17 protein-coding genes and 1 tRNA gene are annotated in these 16,858 nt (G+C 70.2%); 8 read left to right on the forward strand and 10 right to left on the reverse strand.

What is annotated here, in order from left to right:
- Positions 1 to 26 precede the first annotated feature (26 nt).
- Positions 27 to 2,156 (reverse strand): toll/interleukin-1 receptor domain-containing protein, encoded by a 2,130-nt coding sequence (locus D9V36_RS25850; RefSeq protein WP_129295849.1) that lies wholly within the window; start codon positions 2,154 to 2,156, stop codon positions 27 to 29.
- 136 nt (positions 2,157 to 2,292) lie between these two features.
- On the opposite strand from D9V36_RS25850, the gene D9V36_RS25855 reads away from it, so the two are divergent.
- Positions 2,293 to 2,997 carry a hypothetical protein gene (locus D9V36_RS25855; RefSeq protein ID WP_206739730.1) on the forward strand — a complete coding sequence of 235 codons (705 nt, stop codon included), beginning with the start codon at positions 2,293 to 2,295 and terminating at the stop codon, positions 2,995 to 2,997.
- 62 nt (positions 2,998 to 3,059) lie between these two features.
- Here the strand turns inward: D9V36_RS25855 and D9V36_RS25860 are convergent, their stop codons facing one another.
- The gene (locus tag D9V36_RS25860; protein WP_129295850.1) at positions 3,060 to 3,380 is read right to left on the reverse strand and encodes a GYD domain-containing protein; all 321 of its coding nucleotides are present in this window, start codon (positions 3,378 to 3,380) and stop codon (positions 3,060 to 3,062) included.
- 340 nt (positions 3,381 to 3,720) lie between these two features.
- Between D9V36_RS25860 and D9V36_RS25865 the strand changes: the two genes are divergently transcribed.
- Positions 3,721 to 4,005 (forward strand): chaplin, encoded by a 285-nt coding sequence (locus tag D9V36_RS25865; RefSeq protein WP_129298689.1) that lies wholly within the window; start codon positions 3,721 to 3,723, stop codon positions 4,003 to 4,005.
- Between the two features lie 298 nt (positions 4,006 to 4,303).
- Here the strand turns inward: D9V36_RS25865 and D9V36_RS25870 are convergent.
- From D9V36_RS25870 to D9V36_RS41095, 3 genes are all read right to left on the reverse strand, one after another.
- Positions 4,304 to 4,379: transfer RNA gene (locus D9V36_RS25870), tRNA-Arg, on the reverse strand.
- Between the two features lie 192 nt (positions 4,380 to 4,571).
- Positions 4,572 to 4,916: a hypothetical protein gene (locus D9V36_RS25875; protein ID WP_129295851.1), complete on the reverse strand. Its 345-nt coding sequence runs from the start codon at positions 4,914 to 4,916 to the stop codon at positions 4,572 to 4,574.
- Entirely contained in the window at positions 4,913 to 5,077 is a 165-nt protein-coding gene (locus D9V36_RS41095; protein ID WP_030986377.1) for a hypothetical protein, read from the reverse strand. The genes D9V36_RS25875 and D9V36_RS41095 overlap by 4 nt, the downstream gene beginning before the upstream one ends.
- A gap of 103 nt (positions 5,078 to 5,180) precedes the next feature.
- Between D9V36_RS41095 and D9V36_RS25880 the strand changes: the two genes are divergently transcribed.
- Complete coding sequence (locus tag D9V36_RS25880; protein ID WP_129295852.1) at positions 5,181 to 5,828, forward strand: TetR family transcriptional regulator; 648 nt, start codon at positions 5,181 to 5,183, stop codon at positions 5,826 to 5,828.
- Between the two features lie 72 nt (positions 5,829 to 5,900).
- On the opposite strand, the gene D9V36_RS25885 is transcribed toward D9V36_RS25880, so the two are convergent.
- A complete protein-coding gene (locus tag D9V36_RS25885; protein WP_129295853.1) occupies positions 5,901 to 7,148 on the reverse strand; it encodes a M6 family metalloprotease domain-containing protein in 1,248 nt (415 codons plus the stop codon).
- A 641-nt stretch (positions 7,149 to 7,789) separates the two neighbouring features.
- Here D9V36_RS25885 and D9V36_RS25890 point away from each other — a divergent pair.
- The gene (locus D9V36_RS25890; RefSeq protein ID WP_129298690.1) at positions 7,790 to 8,419 is read left to right on the forward strand and encodes a TetR/AcrR family transcriptional regulator; all 630 of its coding nucleotides are present in this window, start codon (positions 7,790 to 7,792) and stop codon (positions 8,417 to 8,419) included.
- A gap of 301 nt (positions 8,420 to 8,720) precedes the next feature.
- Positions 8,721 to 10,274: an MFS transporter gene (locus D9V36_RS25895; RefSeq protein WP_129295854.1), complete on the forward strand. Its 1,554-nt coding sequence runs from the start codon at positions 8,721 to 8,723 to the stop codon at positions 10,272 to 10,274.
- 243 nt (positions 10,275 to 10,517) lie between these two features.
- On the opposite strand, the gene D9V36_RS25900 is transcribed toward D9V36_RS25895, so the two are convergent.
- A complete protein-coding gene (locus D9V36_RS25900; RefSeq protein WP_129295855.1) occupies positions 10,518 to 11,015 on the reverse strand; it encodes a MarR family winged helix-turn-helix transcriptional regulator in 498 nt (165 codons plus the stop codon).
- Positions 11,016 to 11,195: 180 nt separating this feature from the next.
- On the opposite strand from D9V36_RS25900, the gene D9V36_RS25905 reads away from it, so the two are divergent.
- Entirely contained in the window at positions 11,196 to 11,963 is a 768-nt protein-coding gene (locus tag D9V36_RS25905) for a DODA-type extradiol aromatic ring-opening family dioxygenase (RefSeq protein WP_129295856.1), read from the forward strand.
- Between the two features lie 166 nt (positions 11,964 to 12,129).
- Here the strand turns inward: D9V36_RS25905 and D9V36_RS25910 are convergent, their stop codons facing one another.
- Entirely contained in the window at positions 12,130 to 13,179 is a 1,050-nt protein-coding gene (locus tag D9V36_RS25910) for a questin oxidase family protein (protein WP_129295857.1), read from the reverse strand.
- 335 nt (positions 13,180 to 13,514) lie between these two features.
- Between D9V36_RS25910 and D9V36_RS25915 the strand changes: the two genes are divergently transcribed.
- Positions 13,515 to 13,994, forward strand: a complete 480-nt coding sequence (locus D9V36_RS25915) for a pyridoxamine 5'-phosphate oxidase family protein (RefSeq protein ID WP_129298691.1) — start codon at positions 13,515 to 13,517, stop codon at positions 13,992 to 13,994.
- A gap of 100 nt (positions 13,995 to 14,094) precedes the next feature.
- On the opposite strand, the gene D9V36_RS25920 is transcribed toward D9V36_RS25915, so the two are convergent.
- Together D9V36_RS25920 and D9V36_RS25925 are read right to left on the reverse strand one after the other, a co-directional pair.
- Positions 14,095 to 14,679 (reverse strand): hypothetical protein, encoded by a 585-nt coding sequence (locus tag D9V36_RS25920; RefSeq protein ID WP_129295858.1) that lies wholly within the window; start codon positions 14,677 to 14,679, stop codon positions 14,095 to 14,097.
- Between the two features lie 146 nt (positions 14,680 to 14,825).
- Positions 14,826 to 15,506: a GNAT family N-acetyltransferase gene (locus D9V36_RS25925; RefSeq protein WP_129295859.1), complete on the reverse strand. Its 681-nt coding sequence runs from the start codon at positions 15,504 to 15,506 to the stop codon at positions 14,826 to 14,828.
- A 223-nt stretch (positions 15,507 to 15,729) separates the two neighbouring features.
- Here D9V36_RS25925 and D9V36_RS25930 point away from each other — a divergent pair, with 223 nt between their 5' ends.
- Positions 15,730 to 16,731 carry a sigma-70 family RNA polymerase sigma factor gene (locus tag D9V36_RS25930; protein WP_088798285.1) on the forward strand — a complete coding sequence of 334 codons (1,002 nt, stop codon included), beginning with the start codon at positions 15,730 to 15,732 and terminating at the stop codon, positions 16,729 to 16,731.
- The last annotated feature ends 127 nt before the right edge of the window (positions 16,732 to 16,858 follow it).

A 16,858-nucleotide genomic window follows, 5' to 3' on the forward strand; every position in this document is an offset into this window, starting at 1 on the left:
GGCGGCAAGCGCCTCGTCCGCCTCCTTCATTCGGCGACCGCGGTGAGCAGATCGGCGCCCGAAAGATCCCCGAGGCTGACCGTGATGCCGGTAAGGGGCTCGCGCAAGGCGGCCAGGGCGCCGCGCATCTCCGCGGCGCGTTCCCAGTTGCGTTCGTGCTCGATGCTGCTCATCGTGACGGGCCGGGTGGCTTCGTGGACTTCCAGCGCCGGGTGCCAGGTGCTGAGGAACGGGCGCAGCAGGTCGTTGACGAGGCCGGCGACCAGTTGCGGCAGGCGGGAGGCGGAGGCCTGCGGGCCGAGGCGGTGGAGGCCGTCCCGGGCGGTGGTGAAGACGGAGTGGAGTGAGGTAAGGGCCTCCCGGAGCGAGCCCTGGCCGTCGGCCAGCGGCTGTACTCCGACGCGCAGTGCCAACTCGACCTGAAGGTCGAAGGCGACGACCCGCTCCACGTCGTGGGAAGAGGACTGCGGCTGGGAACGCACGGGAGACTCCTGCGAGGTAGTCGGATGCGAGGTAGTCGGAGCGCTTCGAGCCTCCAGCATAGGAGCCTTCCACGATTCCACGAGGACGCCGAGCAAAGCCTGCCGCAGGTCTTCCTGCCGGGTGATGTCCTCGTCGTGACGCCGCACGGCCCGCGCGACGAGAGGGTGGATGCTCCATGCGTGGTCGCCGGGGCGGGGAGGCCGGACGGTCCCCTCACCGATCAGGTTGTCCGTCCCTTCGGCGACGCGGTGCGCCGCTTCGGCGGGGCGGAGGCCGTCGACGCGGGACAAGGCCTGCTCCATGGGGCCTTCGCCCAGCGCGGTGGGATGCACCACGGCCAGCATGCGCAGCACGTCATTGGCCGGGGTGCGCGTCTTGATGCTGCGCGGCAGCAGAGCGGACGGCAGCGGGGGCCGGGTCGCCGAGCGGCCGGCGGAGGTCGCACGTTCCCAGCGCAGCAGGGCATCGGTGCCGGCGCTGTGCAGCAGGCGCCGCAAGCGTGCCGCATTCTCATGAGCCATCCGCTCGGCGACCAGGTCCAGGGCGACGGGGTGCCCGCCCAGATCGTCGAGTATGTCCATCGCGACCTCCTGCTCCTTCCGGCTCGTGGGCCGGCGGCGCGAGATGAGGAGGTCGTAGGCGTCCGGGTCGGGCAGGGGGCCCAGGTCCAGCGGCTCGGCGGACCGCCCGTAGTGGCGTGACCGGGTGGTGAGAAGCGTGGCCGCGAGCATGTGCGGTCCGTACAGGAGGGCGAGTTGTTCGTGGGAGAGCCCGTCTGGAATTCCGTCGAGCACCCACAGGAACGGCAGATTGCGTTCGCCCAGCGCGAGGGACAGGTGACTGAGCAGAGCCGGCAACGACTCGGTGTCGGCACGGATGCCGAGGGCTGACGCCACGGTGCGCACCTGGCGGAGGTAGCGGTCCAGCGTGTGACCGGCTGCGTCGGGAGCGGTGGTGTGCAGGTCGAACCAGTAGATCCCGCCGGGGAAGGACGAGGCGAATTGCAGGGCGTACTCCTGCGCCAGCAGCGACTTGCCGATACCGGGCATCCCCCGCACGACCGCGGCACGCCCCTGGCCGGCCCGGGAGACGAGCGGCGCACGGTGGCGGTGCAGGGCCGTGTGCAGGTGCCACTGCTCGGCCAGGCGCCCGGTGAACCATCGTGAACCGGACGGCATGGGGGCCGGCAGCCACGTCGGCTGCGCCGGACCGGGAGCACACCCCAACGGCCCCGTCAGCTCGTCGACATACAAAGCGACCCGGGCCGCCAGAAGGCCGGCAGCGCCTTCTCCCCGGATGCCGGGCCAGTGCCTGGCGTCGCGCAGTTCCAGCGGATGGACGTGGTCGGTGGTGCGTTCCGGGTTGATGATCAGGATGCGTCGGCGGGGGTCCCCTTCGCGTTGCCCGGCCTGGAACGCGTAGGTCAGCTCCCACTGGCAGGCGCGTCGCCGCGGGTACTCCTCCGAATACAGCGCGAGCAGCGCCTTGGAACGGGCGAGGGCATGGGAGATGGTGGCCGTGATACCGGCGAAATCCTCGACCGCGGTGTCGTCCACGAAGACGCGCAGCCCCCGGTGGCGCAGGGCACGGGCCAGCGGGACCACGAGGTCCGCGTCGGACCGGCTGTAGCTGACGAAGACATCCCACTCCGCCTCGCGTTGCTGCCGATCCATGCCAGTCCTTTCCCGTCCCGCCCCGTTGCCGTGCCCGGACGTAGTCTGCCCGAGCGGAGATTTCGTCCAGTATCGTGGCGGCCCGGTCGGGGGTTGCGACACGACGTGGGGGGATGGCGTGCCGAGGCGGAAGCGCATGGGGCGGCCGGCGGAGGTCGCCGTCAAGTTCTCGGTACCGTTCGTCGGGGAGGTCAGCGGTACCTGGCGCCCGGACGACGCGGAGCGGAAGGCGGCCTGGGAGCTCTACGTCGAACTGATCACCCGGGTCAGCGTGGTCGAACTCGGCCCGTCCGAAGGCGTCCTGAGAGAGGCGCTGTCGTCGCAGTACACGCTGTTCCACACCACCCGTGACATCCTGCGTCGCTACGGCCCCGATGTCGCACCACGGAGCAGGCAGGGCGACATCACCTTCGGCTCGCTCGCGGTCACCGTCCTCAACGCCGTCGTGCGCCCCCTCCTGACCCGCTGGCACCCCGCCCTCGCCGAACACGAAGCGGCGAGACCGCCCGGAGTCGCCCCTCAGCAGCACGAACAGGAGTGGGAGCACGAAGCCGAGCTACGACAACAACTGCGCCTGGCCCGCCACACCTTGACGGACCTGGCCCGCGTCCTGGCAGAAGTAGCGGGAGCCGCCGACCTCTTGGCCCCCACACCACCCCGCATCCCGAATCAGGCGGGGGGGGGGCTTAGAAAGCGGAGGTGCCGGCTCGCCCGCGAGCGGCGATCCCCCGTAGGCAGGGGGCGTCGCTCATCCGTCGTCGCCGATAGCTGCCTTCGGCCAAGTTTTCGGCCAAGGATGGGCACCTGCGGTGCGGGCACCTGTAGTGGAAGCCTCGTGTGACTTCATCGGCCTGGCGGAGTGCCGGCTCCTGAAGGCGGCCCGCCACCGCGCCTTCACGCGTCCTACACGCTGGGTGCCCGGAAGGGGACTTGCCGACGGGCGGCCTCGTCGATCTCCTGGACGGTGAGGAGGGGAGTGGCCCGGGTCTGCAGGGCCCCACTGGCTTTGACGGTGAGGCTGATGGCGGCCATGGACACCGGATCGGGGAGGTCGATGATGAGCACGATGTCGTCCTCCCCGAAGGCGAAGTACACGGACTCGACCGTCCCGCCGAGGGCCGTGACGACCTGGTCGACGGCAGCGCGGCGCCCACTCGCGCCCTCCTTGAGCAGCCCCTTGGTGCCCTCGGACGTATAGGTGGCCTGAATCAGAAACTTCGGCATCGGGACACTCCCTGCCCATCGCATATCCGGTGTGCAGATGCCCTTCCCGTTGTCACACCGACCGCCACGCACCGAATGACCTGATTCACCCGCTAGGCGCCAATCCGATGGGTGGGCTGCCGACGGCAGCCGACTCCACCTCGACGTAGCCGGGTGTCCTTCTTCTTCGTCGGCCCGCCGCGCACGGCCCAGTCGCGACCCACGGGCCGCATACACCCCGCGTATTAAGCCGTCCGAGGGAGCATTACGCGATATGCCGGTAAGCCGCGCGTTAATCAGAACCCAGTCATATCTTGTGAGCGTGAATCATCTGATGTCGTACATGAAAGGACTGGAGAGCATGTCGCACATCGCGAAGGCACTCGTGGCTACCGTCGTTGCCGGGGTGGTCGTGACAGGCATGGCCGGCGTGGCCTCGGCCGACACCCATGCAGGCGGCGCCGCGGTCGGCTCCCCGGGCATCGACTCCGGTAACAACGTCCAGATGCCGATCCACATCCCGATCAACGTCTGCGGGAACTCTGTCAACCACTTCACCCTGCTGAACCCGGCCTTCAGGAACACGTGTATCAACTCCGACGTAAAGACCCACGGCTACTACCACGACGAGCACCGCAGGCGCTGAGAGCGGCCCCCGTGAGCCTGTCTGCGCGGGAGTCGTTCTCGTGCCTGCTATCCGCGAGTGACCGAAAGAGGGCGGGACCCGTACGCGGGCCTGCGGATCGGGTCGGCTCCGGGGGAGTTGGAGGTCAAGACGCCGAAGAGTGAGGCAGGTGTCCGCACCATCTCGCGCCCTGCGTTGCCCGTCCCGGAAACCAGGACTTCGGCGCCGTGCTCCCGACCCGAGAACGACGAAGGCCCAGGCGTCCGGTTCATCACCGGCCGACCTGGGCCTTCGTCGTGCCCGCCGCATACGCGGCGCATGGTGCCCCCGGCAGGATTCGAACCTGCGACACCCGCTTTAGGAGAGCGGTGCTCTATCCCCTGAGCTACGGAGGCAAGGCCTGAGCCCCTGACAGGGTAGCTGATGCGTTCGCTGTAGTTCGCTTCTGTTGGGGATGAGGGGGTGGGTGTGGCCTGGTGGTGGGGTGGAGGGGCGGGATGTGCGCCGATGGCGGTGGTCGGGGTGACCACCGCCATCGTGTGGGGTGTTGCTGTCGGGCCGGTTGGTGGGGGGGCCGGGGTGGGGTGTCAGCCGCCGATGTGCCAGCTGAGGGTGCCGTCCGTGGTGGTGAGGAGGGCCAGGAGGAGCAGGTCGGCGGCGCCGAGGGTGATGCCCAGGAGGGCGCGGCCGCGGCGGGTGGTGCCGCGGGCCAGGGACAGGCCGCCGAGGACCAGGGCGCAGGGGCCGAGAAGGATGTTCAGGACCAGGGTGCCGAGCAGGCCGAGGATGAAGGAGGCCACGGCCATGCCGTCCGCTTGGGCGCGGAGGCGGGGGCGGGCGGTGGAGCGGTGCGGGTCCTTGGCCTCTGTGGCCGTCGCGGGAGAGGTCGTCGTCGGCGAGGTCGTGCGAGTGGTGTCGCTGAGCGTGGTCATCGGGAGGTCACCTCGGCGTGGTGGCGGCGTTCGCGGAGGAAGAAGACGAGCAGCCAGCCGGCGATGACGGCGGCCGCGACGAGAGTGACGGGGACGGGGAGGTGTGCCGCGGTACCCAGCATGATCCCCATCAGGAGAAGGGCTGCGACGAGGAAGAGCATGATCTTCCTTTCCGATTCCAGAGGACAGTTGTTCACTCAGCTTCTTCAGTCTACGACTGCCCACGGGTGGAGTAGTTCGGAGAACGGTTGTTTACTGGATGACATGAGTCACAGTCTTGGAGTCCGGCAGGCCCAGAAACAGAAGACCCGTCAGGCGCTGCTCGATGCGGCGCTCGGCCTGTTGGAGGAGCAGAGTCTGAGCAGCTTGGGGCTGCGGGAGGTCACGCGGGTGGTGGGGGTCGCCCCCACCGCGTTCTACCGGCACTTCCGGGACATGGGGGAGCTGGGCGTTGCCCTGGTCGAGGAGGCGCTGGGGAGCCTGCATGCGATGGTGCGGGCGATCCTGGCCGAGCAGGACGGTGCCGAGGAGCGGATCGACCGCACGGTCGCGGTGGTGGAGCAGCATGTGCGCCGCTATCCGCTGCACATCAGATTTGTGGCGCGCGAGCGGCACGGGGGTGTGCGGGCCGTGCGGCAGGCCATCGCGGACGAGATGGACCGGTTCGCGGAGGAGGTCGCGGCGGCGCTCAAGTCCCAGCCGGTGTCGGAAGGGTGGCGCGATGACGATGTGCGGATGCTGGCGGAGCTGTACGTGGACCGGCTGGTGACGACGGCCGCGGCGCTGCTCGACGCGGACGCGGACGGGCCCGAGGGGGCGGCCGAGCAGGTGGTGCAGGTGGCGCGCAGGCAGTTGCGCCTGATCAGTATCGGGCGGCGGCACTGGCGGGAGGAGGGGCGGGGGGAGCAGTAGAGGAGGGGTGGGGCGGCTGCTTGAGGGGTGCGTTTGGCTTTGGCGGGCGGGTGGTGAGGGCGTCGGTCTTCGTCAGGCGCGGGCCGGGGTCACTCGTACGCGATAGGTGCCGTCCGGGTTCTCCGTCAGGACGGTGACGGCGGCGCCGCTGTGACGGTCCGTATAGGTGTCGCCGGGGAGGAAGGTGGCGTCGGTCAGTTCCGGGTCGACGTATTTGTTGTCCTGGTAGCAGCCGCCGCTGTCCGGGGTGGCGTCCACGATGCGCATCGGGCCGCGGCCGGAGGGGACGTCGGTGGCGACGCGGTAGAGGAGGATTCCGGGCCGGCAGACCGTGGGGTCGAGCGGGCCGCGGGTGCGGGCCTCGGCGACCAGGGCGGTGTGGGACGAGGTCGGGATGACGATGATCTTGGTGCCGCCGGGGGTGGAGACCGGGGTGAGGGTGTGTTCGCCGGGCGTCCCGCGGCGTGGGGTGCAGTGCACCTGATCGGCGGACAGCCAGCCGAGCTTCCACTTGTGCCAGCCGACGAAGTCGTTGCTCGGCCCCCAGTCCTCGTCCATCGGATCCCAGTGCCCAACCGGGGGCGGGGCATCGCGGTCGTCGGTGAAGTAGAGGTCGGGCAGCCCGAAGCTGTGGGCGTTCTCGTGGTTGAGGACACGGAAGGCGCTCACCCCGGATTGCCGGCTCCAGATGAAGGACGCGTTCCGGAACGGCACCCCGTCGGCGGTCTTCAGTCCCATGTCGCCGCCGCTGAAGGTGACCGACAGGACCGTACGGGTCGCGGGCGGGCCCGCGTTGGGGGTGGCGATGACGTTGATGACGTCGTAGTCACGGAAATCGACGGTCGGGTCGATGGCGCGGACGATCTCCCGGGAGAGGGCGTGATAGCCGTCGTCGGAGGCCGGGTCGAAGCTGGCGCCCCGTCCGATGTCGTACGCCGCGAGCGGGCGGGACATACGGATCCACCGGAACAGCGGCATGGGGCGGTAGGTCAGCCTGCCGTAGGAGCTGGTGCGGAAGTAGTCCGTCGCGGCCGGGAAGAATTCGGCGAAGCGGGCGCGGGGGGACAGTGTGGCGGGGGCGTCCGGGAAGTCGATGAAGAGGGTGAGTGCCCTGACGACGCCGGACGAGCGGGCGTAGCCGGCGGGGGTGTCCGTGGATTCGGCGACGTCGTCGGTGATGCCGCGCAGGGCGCACGGGCCGCTCGGCGAGGCGCCGGGCGCGGTAGGTATGGCGACGGCGCTGGGCGGTGAGCCCAGGGCTATGGCCGCGGCTGCCGTGACGGCGCCGGCGGCCAGAACCGCGGATACCTTGTGCTTCATATCGATCACCTTGTGTTGGCGGGTGATCGCTCGCGCGCGGGGTTACGTCAACCGGAGTCATGGCGGGGCCGGATGGGTTGGGGCCGGATCGGTCGGGGAGCGGGGCGGTCGGGGAGCGGGGCGCTCGGGGGTGATGTGCCGGTCGGGGCTGTTGTGCCGGGCTGGGCCGGGGTGCGCTGGGCGTTAGGGCTGGGTTGGGCTGGGATGCGCCGGGTTGGTCAGGGCTGGGCTGGGCCGGGTTGGTCGGGTCTGCGCTTCTGTCGGTCCGGGTGTGCCGGGTGTGCCGGGTGTGCCGGGTGCGCTGGGTATGCCGGGTGTGGGTGGGCGTGGGCGGGGTGAGTGTGCTTCAGGTCACATGGGGTCGCGAAATATCCGGGGAGGGGGTCCCCGTTTAAACAGGTGTCCGGAGGAACCGGGGAAGGTTTCCCCGGTTCGCTTCGGTCCGGTCGGTTGCCCGGCCGCGTGGTTGTCGGCCGAGCGGCTTCGTTCGGCCGACGGGCCTCGTCGGCAGTCGGTCACCCGACTGGGCGGGCCGGGCGGGCCGGGCGGTGTACGTCCGGGAATCCGGGCCTTCGGGAAGTGTCGAGAGTGGAGGGGAGTGAGCTGCCGTGACTGCCGTCGCCGCATGCGCGAAGACCGGGATGGAGGGGCAGCAGCCCCGTCTGCGGGCCGATGCGCTGCGCAACCGGGAGCGGATCGTTGCGGCCGCCCGCGAGACGATGGTCGAGTTCGGGCCCGAGGTGCCGCTCGATGAAATCGCTCGACGCGCGGGTGTCGGCAATGCGACGCTCTATCGTCACTTTGCGGATCGCCTGGAGTTGATCCACCACGTCACGCTCGCCGTCATGTCCCGTACCGCGGACCGCGCGGAGAGTGCCCTCGCCGAGGAGTCCGATGCCTTCCAAGCGCTGAGGCGCTTTGTCCACGCTGCGGTGGAGGAGCGGATCGGGGCCCTGTGCCCGCTGCTCTCCGATGGCGTCGACCGAGACCACCCTGATCTGCTCGCGGCGCGCGGACGCCTGGAAGCGGCCGTCGAGGCCGTCATGGGTGCCGCGCGTGACAGCGGCCAGCTGCGTACCGACCTCGCCGTCGGTGATCTGATGGTTGCGATCACCCAGCTCACCCGGCCGCTGCCGGGCAGCAACTGTACGAACTTCGACCAGTTCGTACACCGTCATCTGCAGTTGTTCCTGGACGGTCTGCAGGCGCCCGCCCGTTCCCAACTTCCCGGATCGGCCGCCACGTTGGACGACCTGAGGCGCCGCTCGTAGAGAACCGGCCGCGCGCCGTGGCGGCTTGACGCGTCCCGCACCTCCCCGTATCTCCCGATCTCCCGCACGTCGCTTACTCCGTCCCGTACGTCCTTACTTCGCTCCGCACGTCCCGCACGTCCCGTACTTCGTTCCGCACATCCCGCACATCCCGCACATCCCGCACATCCCGCACATCCCGCACATCCCGCACGTCCCGTACTTCGTCCCACACGTCCCGCACTTCTCTCCGTACGTCTTCGTTCCGCCCGTCCCGTTCTTCGCTCCTGTTCGCTCACTGCACCACTAGGTGGATCCCGCCATGCCTGAAACCGCCCCTTACGTCGATCCGCGGCGCTGGAAAGCGCTGATATTCATCGCTCTCGCCCAGCTGATGGTCGTTCTCGACGCGACCATCGTGAACATCGCACTGCCCTCCGCACAGCACGATCTCGGTATCACCGATGCCAACCGGCAGTGGGTGATCACCGCCTACGCGCTGGCCTTCGGCGGGCTGCTGCTCTTCGGCGGGCGCGTCGCCGACCTGTGGGGGCGGAAGCGGACCTTCATCATCGGGCTCGTCGGGTTCGCGCTCGCCTCCGCGCTCGGCGGGGCCGCGGCGGACCAGGGGATGCTGCTGGGCGCGCGTGCCCTGCAGGGTGTCTTCGGTGCGCTGCTGGCGCCGGCCGCGCTGTCGCTGCTGGCCGTGACCTTCACCGAGGCGAAGGAGCGCGCCAGGGCGTTCGGCATCTTCGGCGCGATCGCCGGTGGTGGCGGCGCCGTGGGCCTGATCCTCGGCGGGGTGCTGACCGAGTACATGAACTGGCGCTGGACCTTCTTCGTCAACATCCCGTTCGCCGTGGTGGCCGCGACCGGCGCCTTCCTGGTCATCCGTGAGCCCGCGGGGAGCCGCAACACCTCCCGGCTGGACGTGCCCGGCGTCATCCTGGCCACCCTCGGCCTGGTCTCGCTGGTCTACGGCTTCACCCGCGCCGAGTCCGACGGCTGGCTGGCCGCTCCGACGCTCGGCCTGTTCGCCGCGGCCGTCGTGCTGCTGCTGACGTTCGTGCTGGTCGAGTCCAAGGTGAAGGCGCCGCTGCTGCCGCTGCGGGTGGTCGCGGACCGCAACCGCGCCGGCATCTACGCCTCGCTGGGCCTGGCCGTGATCGGCATGTTCGGTCTCTTCCTCTTCCTGACCTACTACCTGCAGATCGTGAAGGGCTACACCCCGGTGACGACCGGTCTGGCCTTCCTGCCGATGATCGTCGGCATGATCACCGGCTCGACGCAGATCGGTGCCCGGCTGATGACCCGCGTCCGGCCGCGGCTGCTGATGGCGCCGGGCTTCACGGTCGCCGCGCTCGGCATGCTGGTGCTCACCCAGATCGACCTGGACACCTCCTACCCGGCGTTGATCCTCCCCGGCTTCCTGCTGATGGGTCTCGGCATGGGTACGGCGTTCATGCCGGCCATGTCGCTGGCCACGCACGGGGTCCAGCCGCGGGACGCCGGTGTCGCCTCCGCGATGGTCAACACCTCGCAGCAGGTGGGCGGCGCGATCGGTACGGCCCTGCTGAACACCATCGCGGCCAGTGCCACCACCGCGTACGCCACCTCGCACGCGGCCGGTGCCCGCTCGCTCGACCTGCTCAAGCTCCAGGCGATGGTGCACGGCTACACCACCGCCATCTGGTGGGCGGTCGGCATCCTGGCCCTGGCGGGCGTGATCGCCTTCACCTTCATCAACACCGGGCGGCCGGGAGGCAGCCGGCCGGTGGCGTCCTCGGCGGACGGCGAGGGCGTGGGTGCGGATGCGGATGCGGGTGCGGGTGCGGGTCATGAGGGCGAGGTGCCCGTCCCGGTGATGGCGCACTGATCCCGGGTGGCGGGGCGGCCGGGCCGCCCCGCGGGCCGGTGGGCTCGTGCACCGGCGGGCTCGCGGGCCGGTGGGCTCGCGGGCCGGCCGGGCCGACGTCACCCACCGTCGCCTCCGCCGCGCGCTCTTACCGCATTCCTACCTGACTCATAGGTGCGCCGGGCCTCCAATGGCCCGGCGCATTCGCGCGCAGCCTCGGTCGCCCCACGGCTGCCGGCTTTCTCCGGTCCCGCCGGCCGCCGTTCAGCGGAGCCAGGGGAGATCGGCGCCCTTCGGCTGCAGCCCTTCGGTCATGACCTGGCAGATCTCGGCGAGTTGGCCTATCTGCTCCGGGGAGAGCCGGTCGAAGATCGCGGCGCGTACGGCGGCGACATGACCGGGGGCGGCCTTCTCCAGGACCCGCATGCCCTCATCCGTGAGATGGGCGTTCTGGCCCCGCTTGTCGGACGGGCAGTCCTCGCGCCGCACCCAGCCGTTCCGCTCCAGCCGCGCGATCGCATGGGAGAGCCGGGAACGGGTGATCTTGGCGTTCTGGGCCAGCTCGGTCATCCGCATCCGGCGCCGCGGTGCACGGGAGAGCTGGACGAGCAGGCCGTAGTAGACATGCGGCATCCCGGCGTCCCGCTGCAGCTGACGGTCGAGGTGATCCTCCAGGAGCGTGGTGGCGTGGAGGTAGCACTGCCAGGCGAACTGCTCCTCGTCGCTGAGCCATCGTGGCTCGGTTACGGGTTCGATGCTCATACCATCCACTCTCTCACCACTCGGAGAGTTATTTAAGATTTAACAATGCTGGGTTGTCATGCGGGGTTACCCTGAGAGTCGACGCTTGAACCTTCAAGCATCGTGAGGGGTGTGGCGGCCGAGGCGTCACGCGCACCGACTACTGACAAGTGTGACGCTGTGGGGGTTGCGATGTCCGTCATGCCGGCTCTTTATCTCAGCCATGGTGCGCCGCCGCTCGCCGACGACCCGTGGTGGCCGGGCCAGCTCGCCGCCTGGTCCGCACAGCTGCCGCGTCCCCGGGCCGTGCTGGTCGTCTCCGCGCACTGGGAGGAGGCGCCGCTCGCGCTCGGCGCCACCACGACCGTGCCGCTGGTCTACGACTTCTGGGGCTTCCCCGAGCACTACTACCAGGTGCGGTACCCGGCCCCCGGGGCGCCGCAGTTGGCCGAGCGGATACGCAGAACACTGCGGACGGCGGGCATGCCCGTAGTGGACATCCCCGACCGGGGGCTCGACCACGGCGCGTATGTGCCGCTCGTGGAGATGTTCCCGGACGCCGGCGTCCCCGTGCTCCAGATGTCCCTGCCCTCGCTCGATCCGCGCAGGCTGCACGCCATCGGGCGCAAGCTCGCACCGTTGCGCGAGGAGGGTGTGCTGATCATCGGCAGCGGATTCTTCACCCACAATCTGGCCGCGCTGCGGCACGACGGCGGTGGTCCGCCGGCGTGGTCGGTGGAGTTCGACGACTGGGGGCGCCAGGCCCTGGACGCCCAGGACCTCGACGCGCTCTTCGACTTCGCGCACAAGGCGCCGGCCGGCCGGCTGGCCCATCCCCGCACCGAGCACTTCGCCCCGCTGTTCGTGACCCTGGGCGCCGCGGACGCCCATGCCCAACTGGACCGTGGACGCAGTGTGATCGACGGGTTCTGGATGGGGCTGGCGAAGCGGTCGGTGCAGTTCGGCTGAGCGGGCGGTGGCGGCGCGCGCCCCGGGGTGGGATCGGGGGGTGGGGCGGGGTCAGGTCCGGGGCCGGTGCGACAGGTACGGGTGCCGGGGCCGGGGCCCGGGGGTCGGCGGCCGGTCGTTCGTGCGTCGGTCTCCCGTCGTCCGTCAGTCGCCCGTCAGTCGTCCGTCAGTCGTCCTCGTCGATCAGCGCGATGGCGTTCAGGGCCGCCGACAGTGCGCGGGTGTCGCCCTCCTCGGAGGCCGCGGCCACGTCCAGGGCGGTGTCGGCGAACTTGATCGCATGCTCGTTGCCGTTGGCGACCGCTCGCTCGAAGACCTCTTCGGGCGTGACCGAGCCGGCGTGCGGTGCCGGGAGCGGGGTGTCGGCGGCGTAGATGGCGGTGACCGCCGACGTCGCCGCCCAGGCCACCGCGAACGATCCGGCCCACAGCTCGCGGGGGAGCGCGGGCAGGGTGCGCAGCACCGCGTTCGGTGCAGTGGCGGCATGCACCAGCATGATGCCGTTCCCATGGCCGTAGTCCGCGTAGTTGAGGGTGGCGGCACGTACGAGTGCGGTCAGGCCCTCGCGTACGGCTTCGGGGTCATCGGGCACGTGCAAGGACTCGGTGGTGCTCAACCAGGCGGGGGTGTCCGGGAGTTGGGCGTATCCCTGCACCGGCGTCACGTGCTGGTCGGCGATGCGGGGGAGGGCGGCCAGCGCCTCGGACGGAGTGGCGCCGCCCGTGGGGCGCACGACGGCGGGCAGGGGGAGGTGCCGGGCGGCCCAGTAGCCGAGGGCGTGTGCGAACTCCGCAGTGCGTGCGGCGTCCTCACCTTCCGCGAGGAGGCTGCGGACGGCGTGGCCCACACGGATTACCGGATGGGTGGCGGCGCCCGCGATGCCGGGCAGCAGGCGCGGCCACCACTCGGCGAGGAGCTCGCGCCAGGGCCGCTCGGTGACCTGGTGGGTGAAGTACGCGGTCCAGTCGGTGACCCGGCTCGTATCACCCAGCGCCGCACGCCAGTTGGCCTCGGTGATGCGGGCACGGGCACTCGGGACGCTCTCCAGCTTGTTCGTGTAGCCGTCGAGCCAGCGGTGGACGGTGTGGGCCTGACCGTTGTGGACCAGGGCTTCGACGGCCATCGGTCCGTGGTTGCTCAGATAGCCCCTGAACTCGGGGCCGGAAGTGTGCAGGCGCAGCAGGGCTTCGTCGAGTGTGCCGCTCGTCGTATCCATGGCTGGAGGCTAGGTCGGCGAGGGCGGCGTGCGTAACGGGCTTCCGGCCTACACCGGTGGTCGTAAGGCCGCAGGTGCGGTGGGTGGGCGCCGGTGCCGGTGGGGCCGGGTGTTCAGCGTTCACCGCAGGTCCGTATCCGTGTCCATACCGGACAGAGGGTGTCGGGTATTGGGGGGAGGGTGCTGCCATGACGAGTGAGAGCGCGTGTGCCGGGGGCGTCGAGGGCGGCGGAAGGGTCGGAGGTGGTGCGAGCGTCGGCGGCGGCGGGAAGGCCGGAGGTGGCAAGAGCGCCGACGGGTGTGGGGGAGTCGGTGGCGGTGCGGTCGGCTGGTCGGTGGTCGAGGGGGCGGTGCCGGAGTTCGCCGGGCGGGTGCGGGAGCGGTTCGGGGCGTACCGGCACCACGTTCTGGCGACCCTCCGCAAGGACGGCGGGCCGCGGCTCACCGGCCTGGAGGCGGATTTCCGCTACGGGGAGCTGTGGCTGGGCATGATGGTGGGCTCGCGCAAGGTGCTTGACCTGCGGCGCGACCCCCGCTTCTCACTGCACGCCAACCCGGGGCCGGGCACCGATCTGTCCGGAGGCGACGTACGGGTTTCCGGGCAGGCGGTGGAGGTGACGGACCCCGGGTTGGTGGCGCGCTATGCGGCGGTGGTGAAGCCGCCGGAGCCGTTTCATCTCTTCCGGGCGGAGTTGACGGAGGTGCTGCACACGTCCGTCGAGGCCCCGTATGTGGTGCTGGAGAGCTGGGTGCCGGGGCGGCCGCTGCGCACCATCCGGCGGACGTCCGACGATGCGACGCTACGGGTGGGATGACGGATGGGACGACGGGCGGCGTGACGGGTGGGCGCCCGCCGGAGGCTTTACCGGCGGGCGCCGGAGGCTGCACCTGCCGGCCAACAGCCGGCGGGCCGCCTCAGTGAGTGGCCACGGGGAGGCCGTGGCTCCTGTCGCCCCGGTGGGGCCGGTGGGCCTTGTGGGGCCGGTGTCTGCCGTGCGGCTCGCGGACGCGGTGGGTGCGGAAGACGTAGAGGGCGACGACGAACATCACGGCGCCCATGGTGAAGCCGAAGGCGGACGACTTGAGGATCGATTCCCCGCCGAGGCTGTAGACCCAGCCCATCGAGCAGCCGAAGAGCGCGCCGTACGCGAGGGCCCGGGTCTCGGTGATCATGGATGACTGGAAGTGGGCCACCACCAGCCCGAGCGCCCCGGAGACCACGAACGCGGCCAGCCCGTACAGCATGGCCGGGCCGCCCTTGGTGCCGTCGGTGTGGGTGCGGAAGATGGTGAAGAGGCCGAAGGCGAGGGCCGTGACGATCGGCAGCAAGACGGTCGCCGGGAGGTGCTTGGCCCGCTCCGCCATGCCTGCCTGGCCGGCCGGTCGCGTCGCCCGTTGCGGGTCGCTGGACCGGGTGTCCGCCGTCGCGCCGTGTTCCACGTCGACGGTGCCGTGTGAGCGGGCGGCCCTCGCGTCGTGCCGGTGAGCGTGCTGGTCCATGACGGGCTCCTCTCGGTGCGTCCCGCTGCCTCGCTGTCCCGCTGACCCTCCTCACCAGGCGACACCCGGGGGCGGTCCGCGTCAACCGGAACGCGGGGTTGCACGGCCGGGGCGGAGCGGGTTCGGCCCGGGACGCCGGTCCGGGCTCAGCCCAGGTCCTTCTGGTACCAGGAGACGTCCCAGTAGCGGCCGAATTTGCGGCCCACCTCGGTGTACGTGCCGATGTGCCGGAAGCCGAAACGGGTGTGCAGGCGGGTGGACGCCTCGTTCGGCTGGGTGATCCCGGCATAGGCACGGTGGACGTCCTCGTCGGCCAGCGCCTCGAACAGGGAGGTGTAGAGCAGCGTGCCGATGCCGCGGCCGGCGGCGTGCGGGGCGCAGTAGACGGTGACCTCGACGGAGGGGGCGTAGGCCGCCTTCGGGCGGAATGCGCTGCTGGTCGCATAGCCGAGCAGCGCGCCTTCGGGGCCTGGGCGGGCTTCGGGGCCTTCGGGGCCCTTGGGGTCTTCTGGGCTGTCGGGGTGGCCGGTCAGAGGGGCCGCAGCCCCGGTCCGTGGCACGGGTGTCGCAGCCCCGGCCCCCGCCTCGCCCATCGGCCCGTTATGCGGGTTTTTCGTCTGATCTATCGCTTCCTGGGCAACCAGAAGGCGATGGGGGCCGTCTTGGGGGTGGGAGAGCAGCCACGGGCGGCGCTGGTCGGGAGTGAAGGGCTCCAGGTCAAAGGTGATGCACGTCTCACGGATGTAGTGGTTGTAAAGATCCGTAAGGGCCGGAAGATCGGCTTCCGTGCCCGCCCTGACCTGCACTTCTCCCTGCTCGCGCAGCATGCGACCTCCTCAGTTGGGCGCGCAGGGTACTGCATGATCAGAAAAATAGCGGGGCGGCGTGGGAATTCTGTCCGGATTCCAGCCGTTGTTTCCTTCGGACGGGTCGCTACGTGAGCATCGGTTTCGATGCCCCTTCCGGCCCGCCCACCGTCCCGCGACCTTCCCCAAGCTCTCGGCTTCGCTCGAGCAGGGGAGACCCCAACATCGCAAAGGGAGCACACGCATGGCAACCCGTGCCGTCGCCCGTCGTCAGGAAAGCAGCAGCGCTTCTGACGGGGCCCACAGCGTTCGCGCCGTAGGCGGGGAGATCGCCGACCGCGACCTGGTCGGCATGTACCTCGACGAGATAGCGCGTACGCCACTGCTCGACGCCGCCAAGGAGGTGGAGCTGTCCCAGACCATCGAGGCGGGCGTTTACGCCCAGCAGATCCTGGACGGCGAGGTCACCGACGGCAATGCCGCGGCCGCCAGCCGCGAGGAGCTGGAGGCGCTGGTGGAGGAGAGCGCGAAGGCCAAGGACGTCTTCATCCGCTCCAACCTCCGCCTGGTGGTCGCGGTCGCCCGTCGCTACCCCCGTGCCGGACTGCCCCTGCTGGATCTGATCCAGGAGGGCAACGCCGGCCTGGTGCGTGCCGTGGAGAAGTTCGACTACGCCAAGGGCTTCAAGTTCTCGACGTATGCGACGTGGTGGATCCGCCAGGCCATCACCCGCTCCATCGCCGACCAGTCGCGTACGATCCGGCTGCCCGTGCACCTCGTCGAGGAGCTGGGCCGGATCCGCCGGGTGCAGCGCGAGTTCAACCGCGAGAACGGCCGTGATCCGGAGCCGGCGGAGGTCGCCGGTGAGCTGGGCTCCACGCCCGCCCGCGTCACCGACGTACTCGACTGGGCGCGCGACCCGGTCAGCCTCAACATGTCGGTGGACGACGACGGCGACACCCAGTTCGGTGATCTGCTGGAGGACACCTCCGCGGCCTCGCCCGAGCAGTCCGTGCTCACGCTGCTGCGCAGCGAGGAGCTGGAGGACCTGATCGACCGTCTCGACCACCGCACCGCCTCGATCATCAAGGCGCGGTACGGCATAGAGGACGGCCGTGAGCGCACGCTGACCGAGGTCGGCAAGCAGCACGGTCTGACCCGTGAGCGGATCCGGCAGATCGAGAAGCATGCCCTGCTGGAGCTGAAGCGGATGGCGCGTGACACGGGATTCGACGCCGCCGCATAACGGGTGCGCGCTCTCGTGCGTACCGACATCCCCGGCAGGACCTGTGCCAGTAGAGACGAGCCCTGCCTGTAGAGACGAGCCCCGGTGCCCTTCGTGGCGTCGGGGCTCCGTTGTGTCCGGGGGCGTA

This window comes from Streptomyces lydicus, assembly GCF_004125265.1.
In the GTDB taxonomy this organism is placed as follows: domain Bacteria; phylum Actinomycetota; class Actinomycetes; order Streptomycetales; family Streptomycetaceae; genus Streptomyces; species Streptomyces lydicus_C.

Excerpts from the sequence above, each read along its gene's own strand:
- D9V36_RS25860 (WP_129295850.1), bottom strand. The coding sequence starts at position 3,380 with ATGCCGAAGTTTCTGATTCAGGCCACCTATACGTCCGAGGGCACCAAG.
- D9V36_RS41095 (WP_030986377.1), bottom strand. The coding sequence starts at position 5,077 with ATGCTCTTCCTCGTCGCAGCCCTTCTCCTGATGGGGATCATGCTGGGT.
- D9V36_RS25900 (WP_129295855.1), bottom strand. The coding sequence starts at position 11,015 with ATGAGCATCGAACCCGTAACCGAGCCACGATGGCTCAGCGACGAGGAG.
- D9V36_RS25905 (WP_129295856.1), top strand. The coding sequence starts at position 11,196 with ATGCCGGCTCTTTATCTCAGCCATGGTGCGCCGCCGCTCGCCGACGAC.
- D9V36_RS25850 (WP_129295849.1), bottom strand. The coding sequence starts at position 2,156 with ATGGATCGGCAGCAACGCGAGGCGGAGTGGGATGTCTTCGTCAGCTAC.
- D9V36_RS25910 (WP_129295857.1), bottom strand. The coding sequence starts at position 13,179 with ATGGATACGACGAGCGGCACACTCGACGAAGCCCTGCTGCGCCTGCAC.
- D9V36_RS25930 (WP_088798285.1), top strand. The coding sequence starts at position 15,730 with ATGGCAACCCGTGCCGTCGCCCGTCGTCAGGAAAGCAGCAGCGCTTCT.
- D9V36_RS25885 (WP_129295853.1), bottom strand. The coding sequence starts at position 7,148 with ATGAAGCACAAGGTATCCGCGGTTCTGGCCGCCGGCGCCGTCACGGCA.
- D9V36_RS25865 (WP_129298689.1), top strand. The coding sequence starts at position 3,721 with ATGTCGCACATCGCGAAGGCACTCGTGGCTACCGTCGTTGCCGGGGTG.
- D9V36_RS25875 (WP_129295851.1), bottom strand. The coding sequence starts at position 4,916 with ATGACCACGCTCAGCGACACCACTCGCACGACCTCGCCGACGACGACC.
- D9V36_RS25920 (WP_129295858.1), bottom strand. The coding sequence starts at position 14,679 with ATGGACCAGCACGCTCACCGGCACGACGCGAGGGCCGCCCGCTCACAC.
- D9V36_RS25855 (WP_206739730.1), top strand. The coding sequence starts at position 2,293 with ATGGGGCGGCCGGCGGAGGTCGCCGTCAAGTTCTCGGTACCGTTCGTC.
- D9V36_RS25925 (WP_129295859.1), bottom strand. The coding sequence starts at position 15,506 with ATGCTGCGCGAGCAGGGAGAAGTGCAGGTCAGGGCGGGCACGGAAGCC.
- D9V36_RS25880 (WP_129295852.1), top strand. The coding sequence starts at position 5,181 with ATGAGTCACAGTCTTGGAGTCCGGCAGGCCCAGAAACAGAAGACCCGT.
- D9V36_RS25895 (WP_129295854.1), top strand. The coding sequence starts at position 8,721 with ATGCCTGAAACCGCCCCTTACGTCGATCCGCGGCGCTGGAAAGCGCTG.
- D9V36_RS25890 (WP_129298690.1), top strand. The coding sequence starts at position 7,790 with ATGGAGGGGCAGCAGCCCCGTCTGCGGGCCGATGCGCTGCGCAACCGG.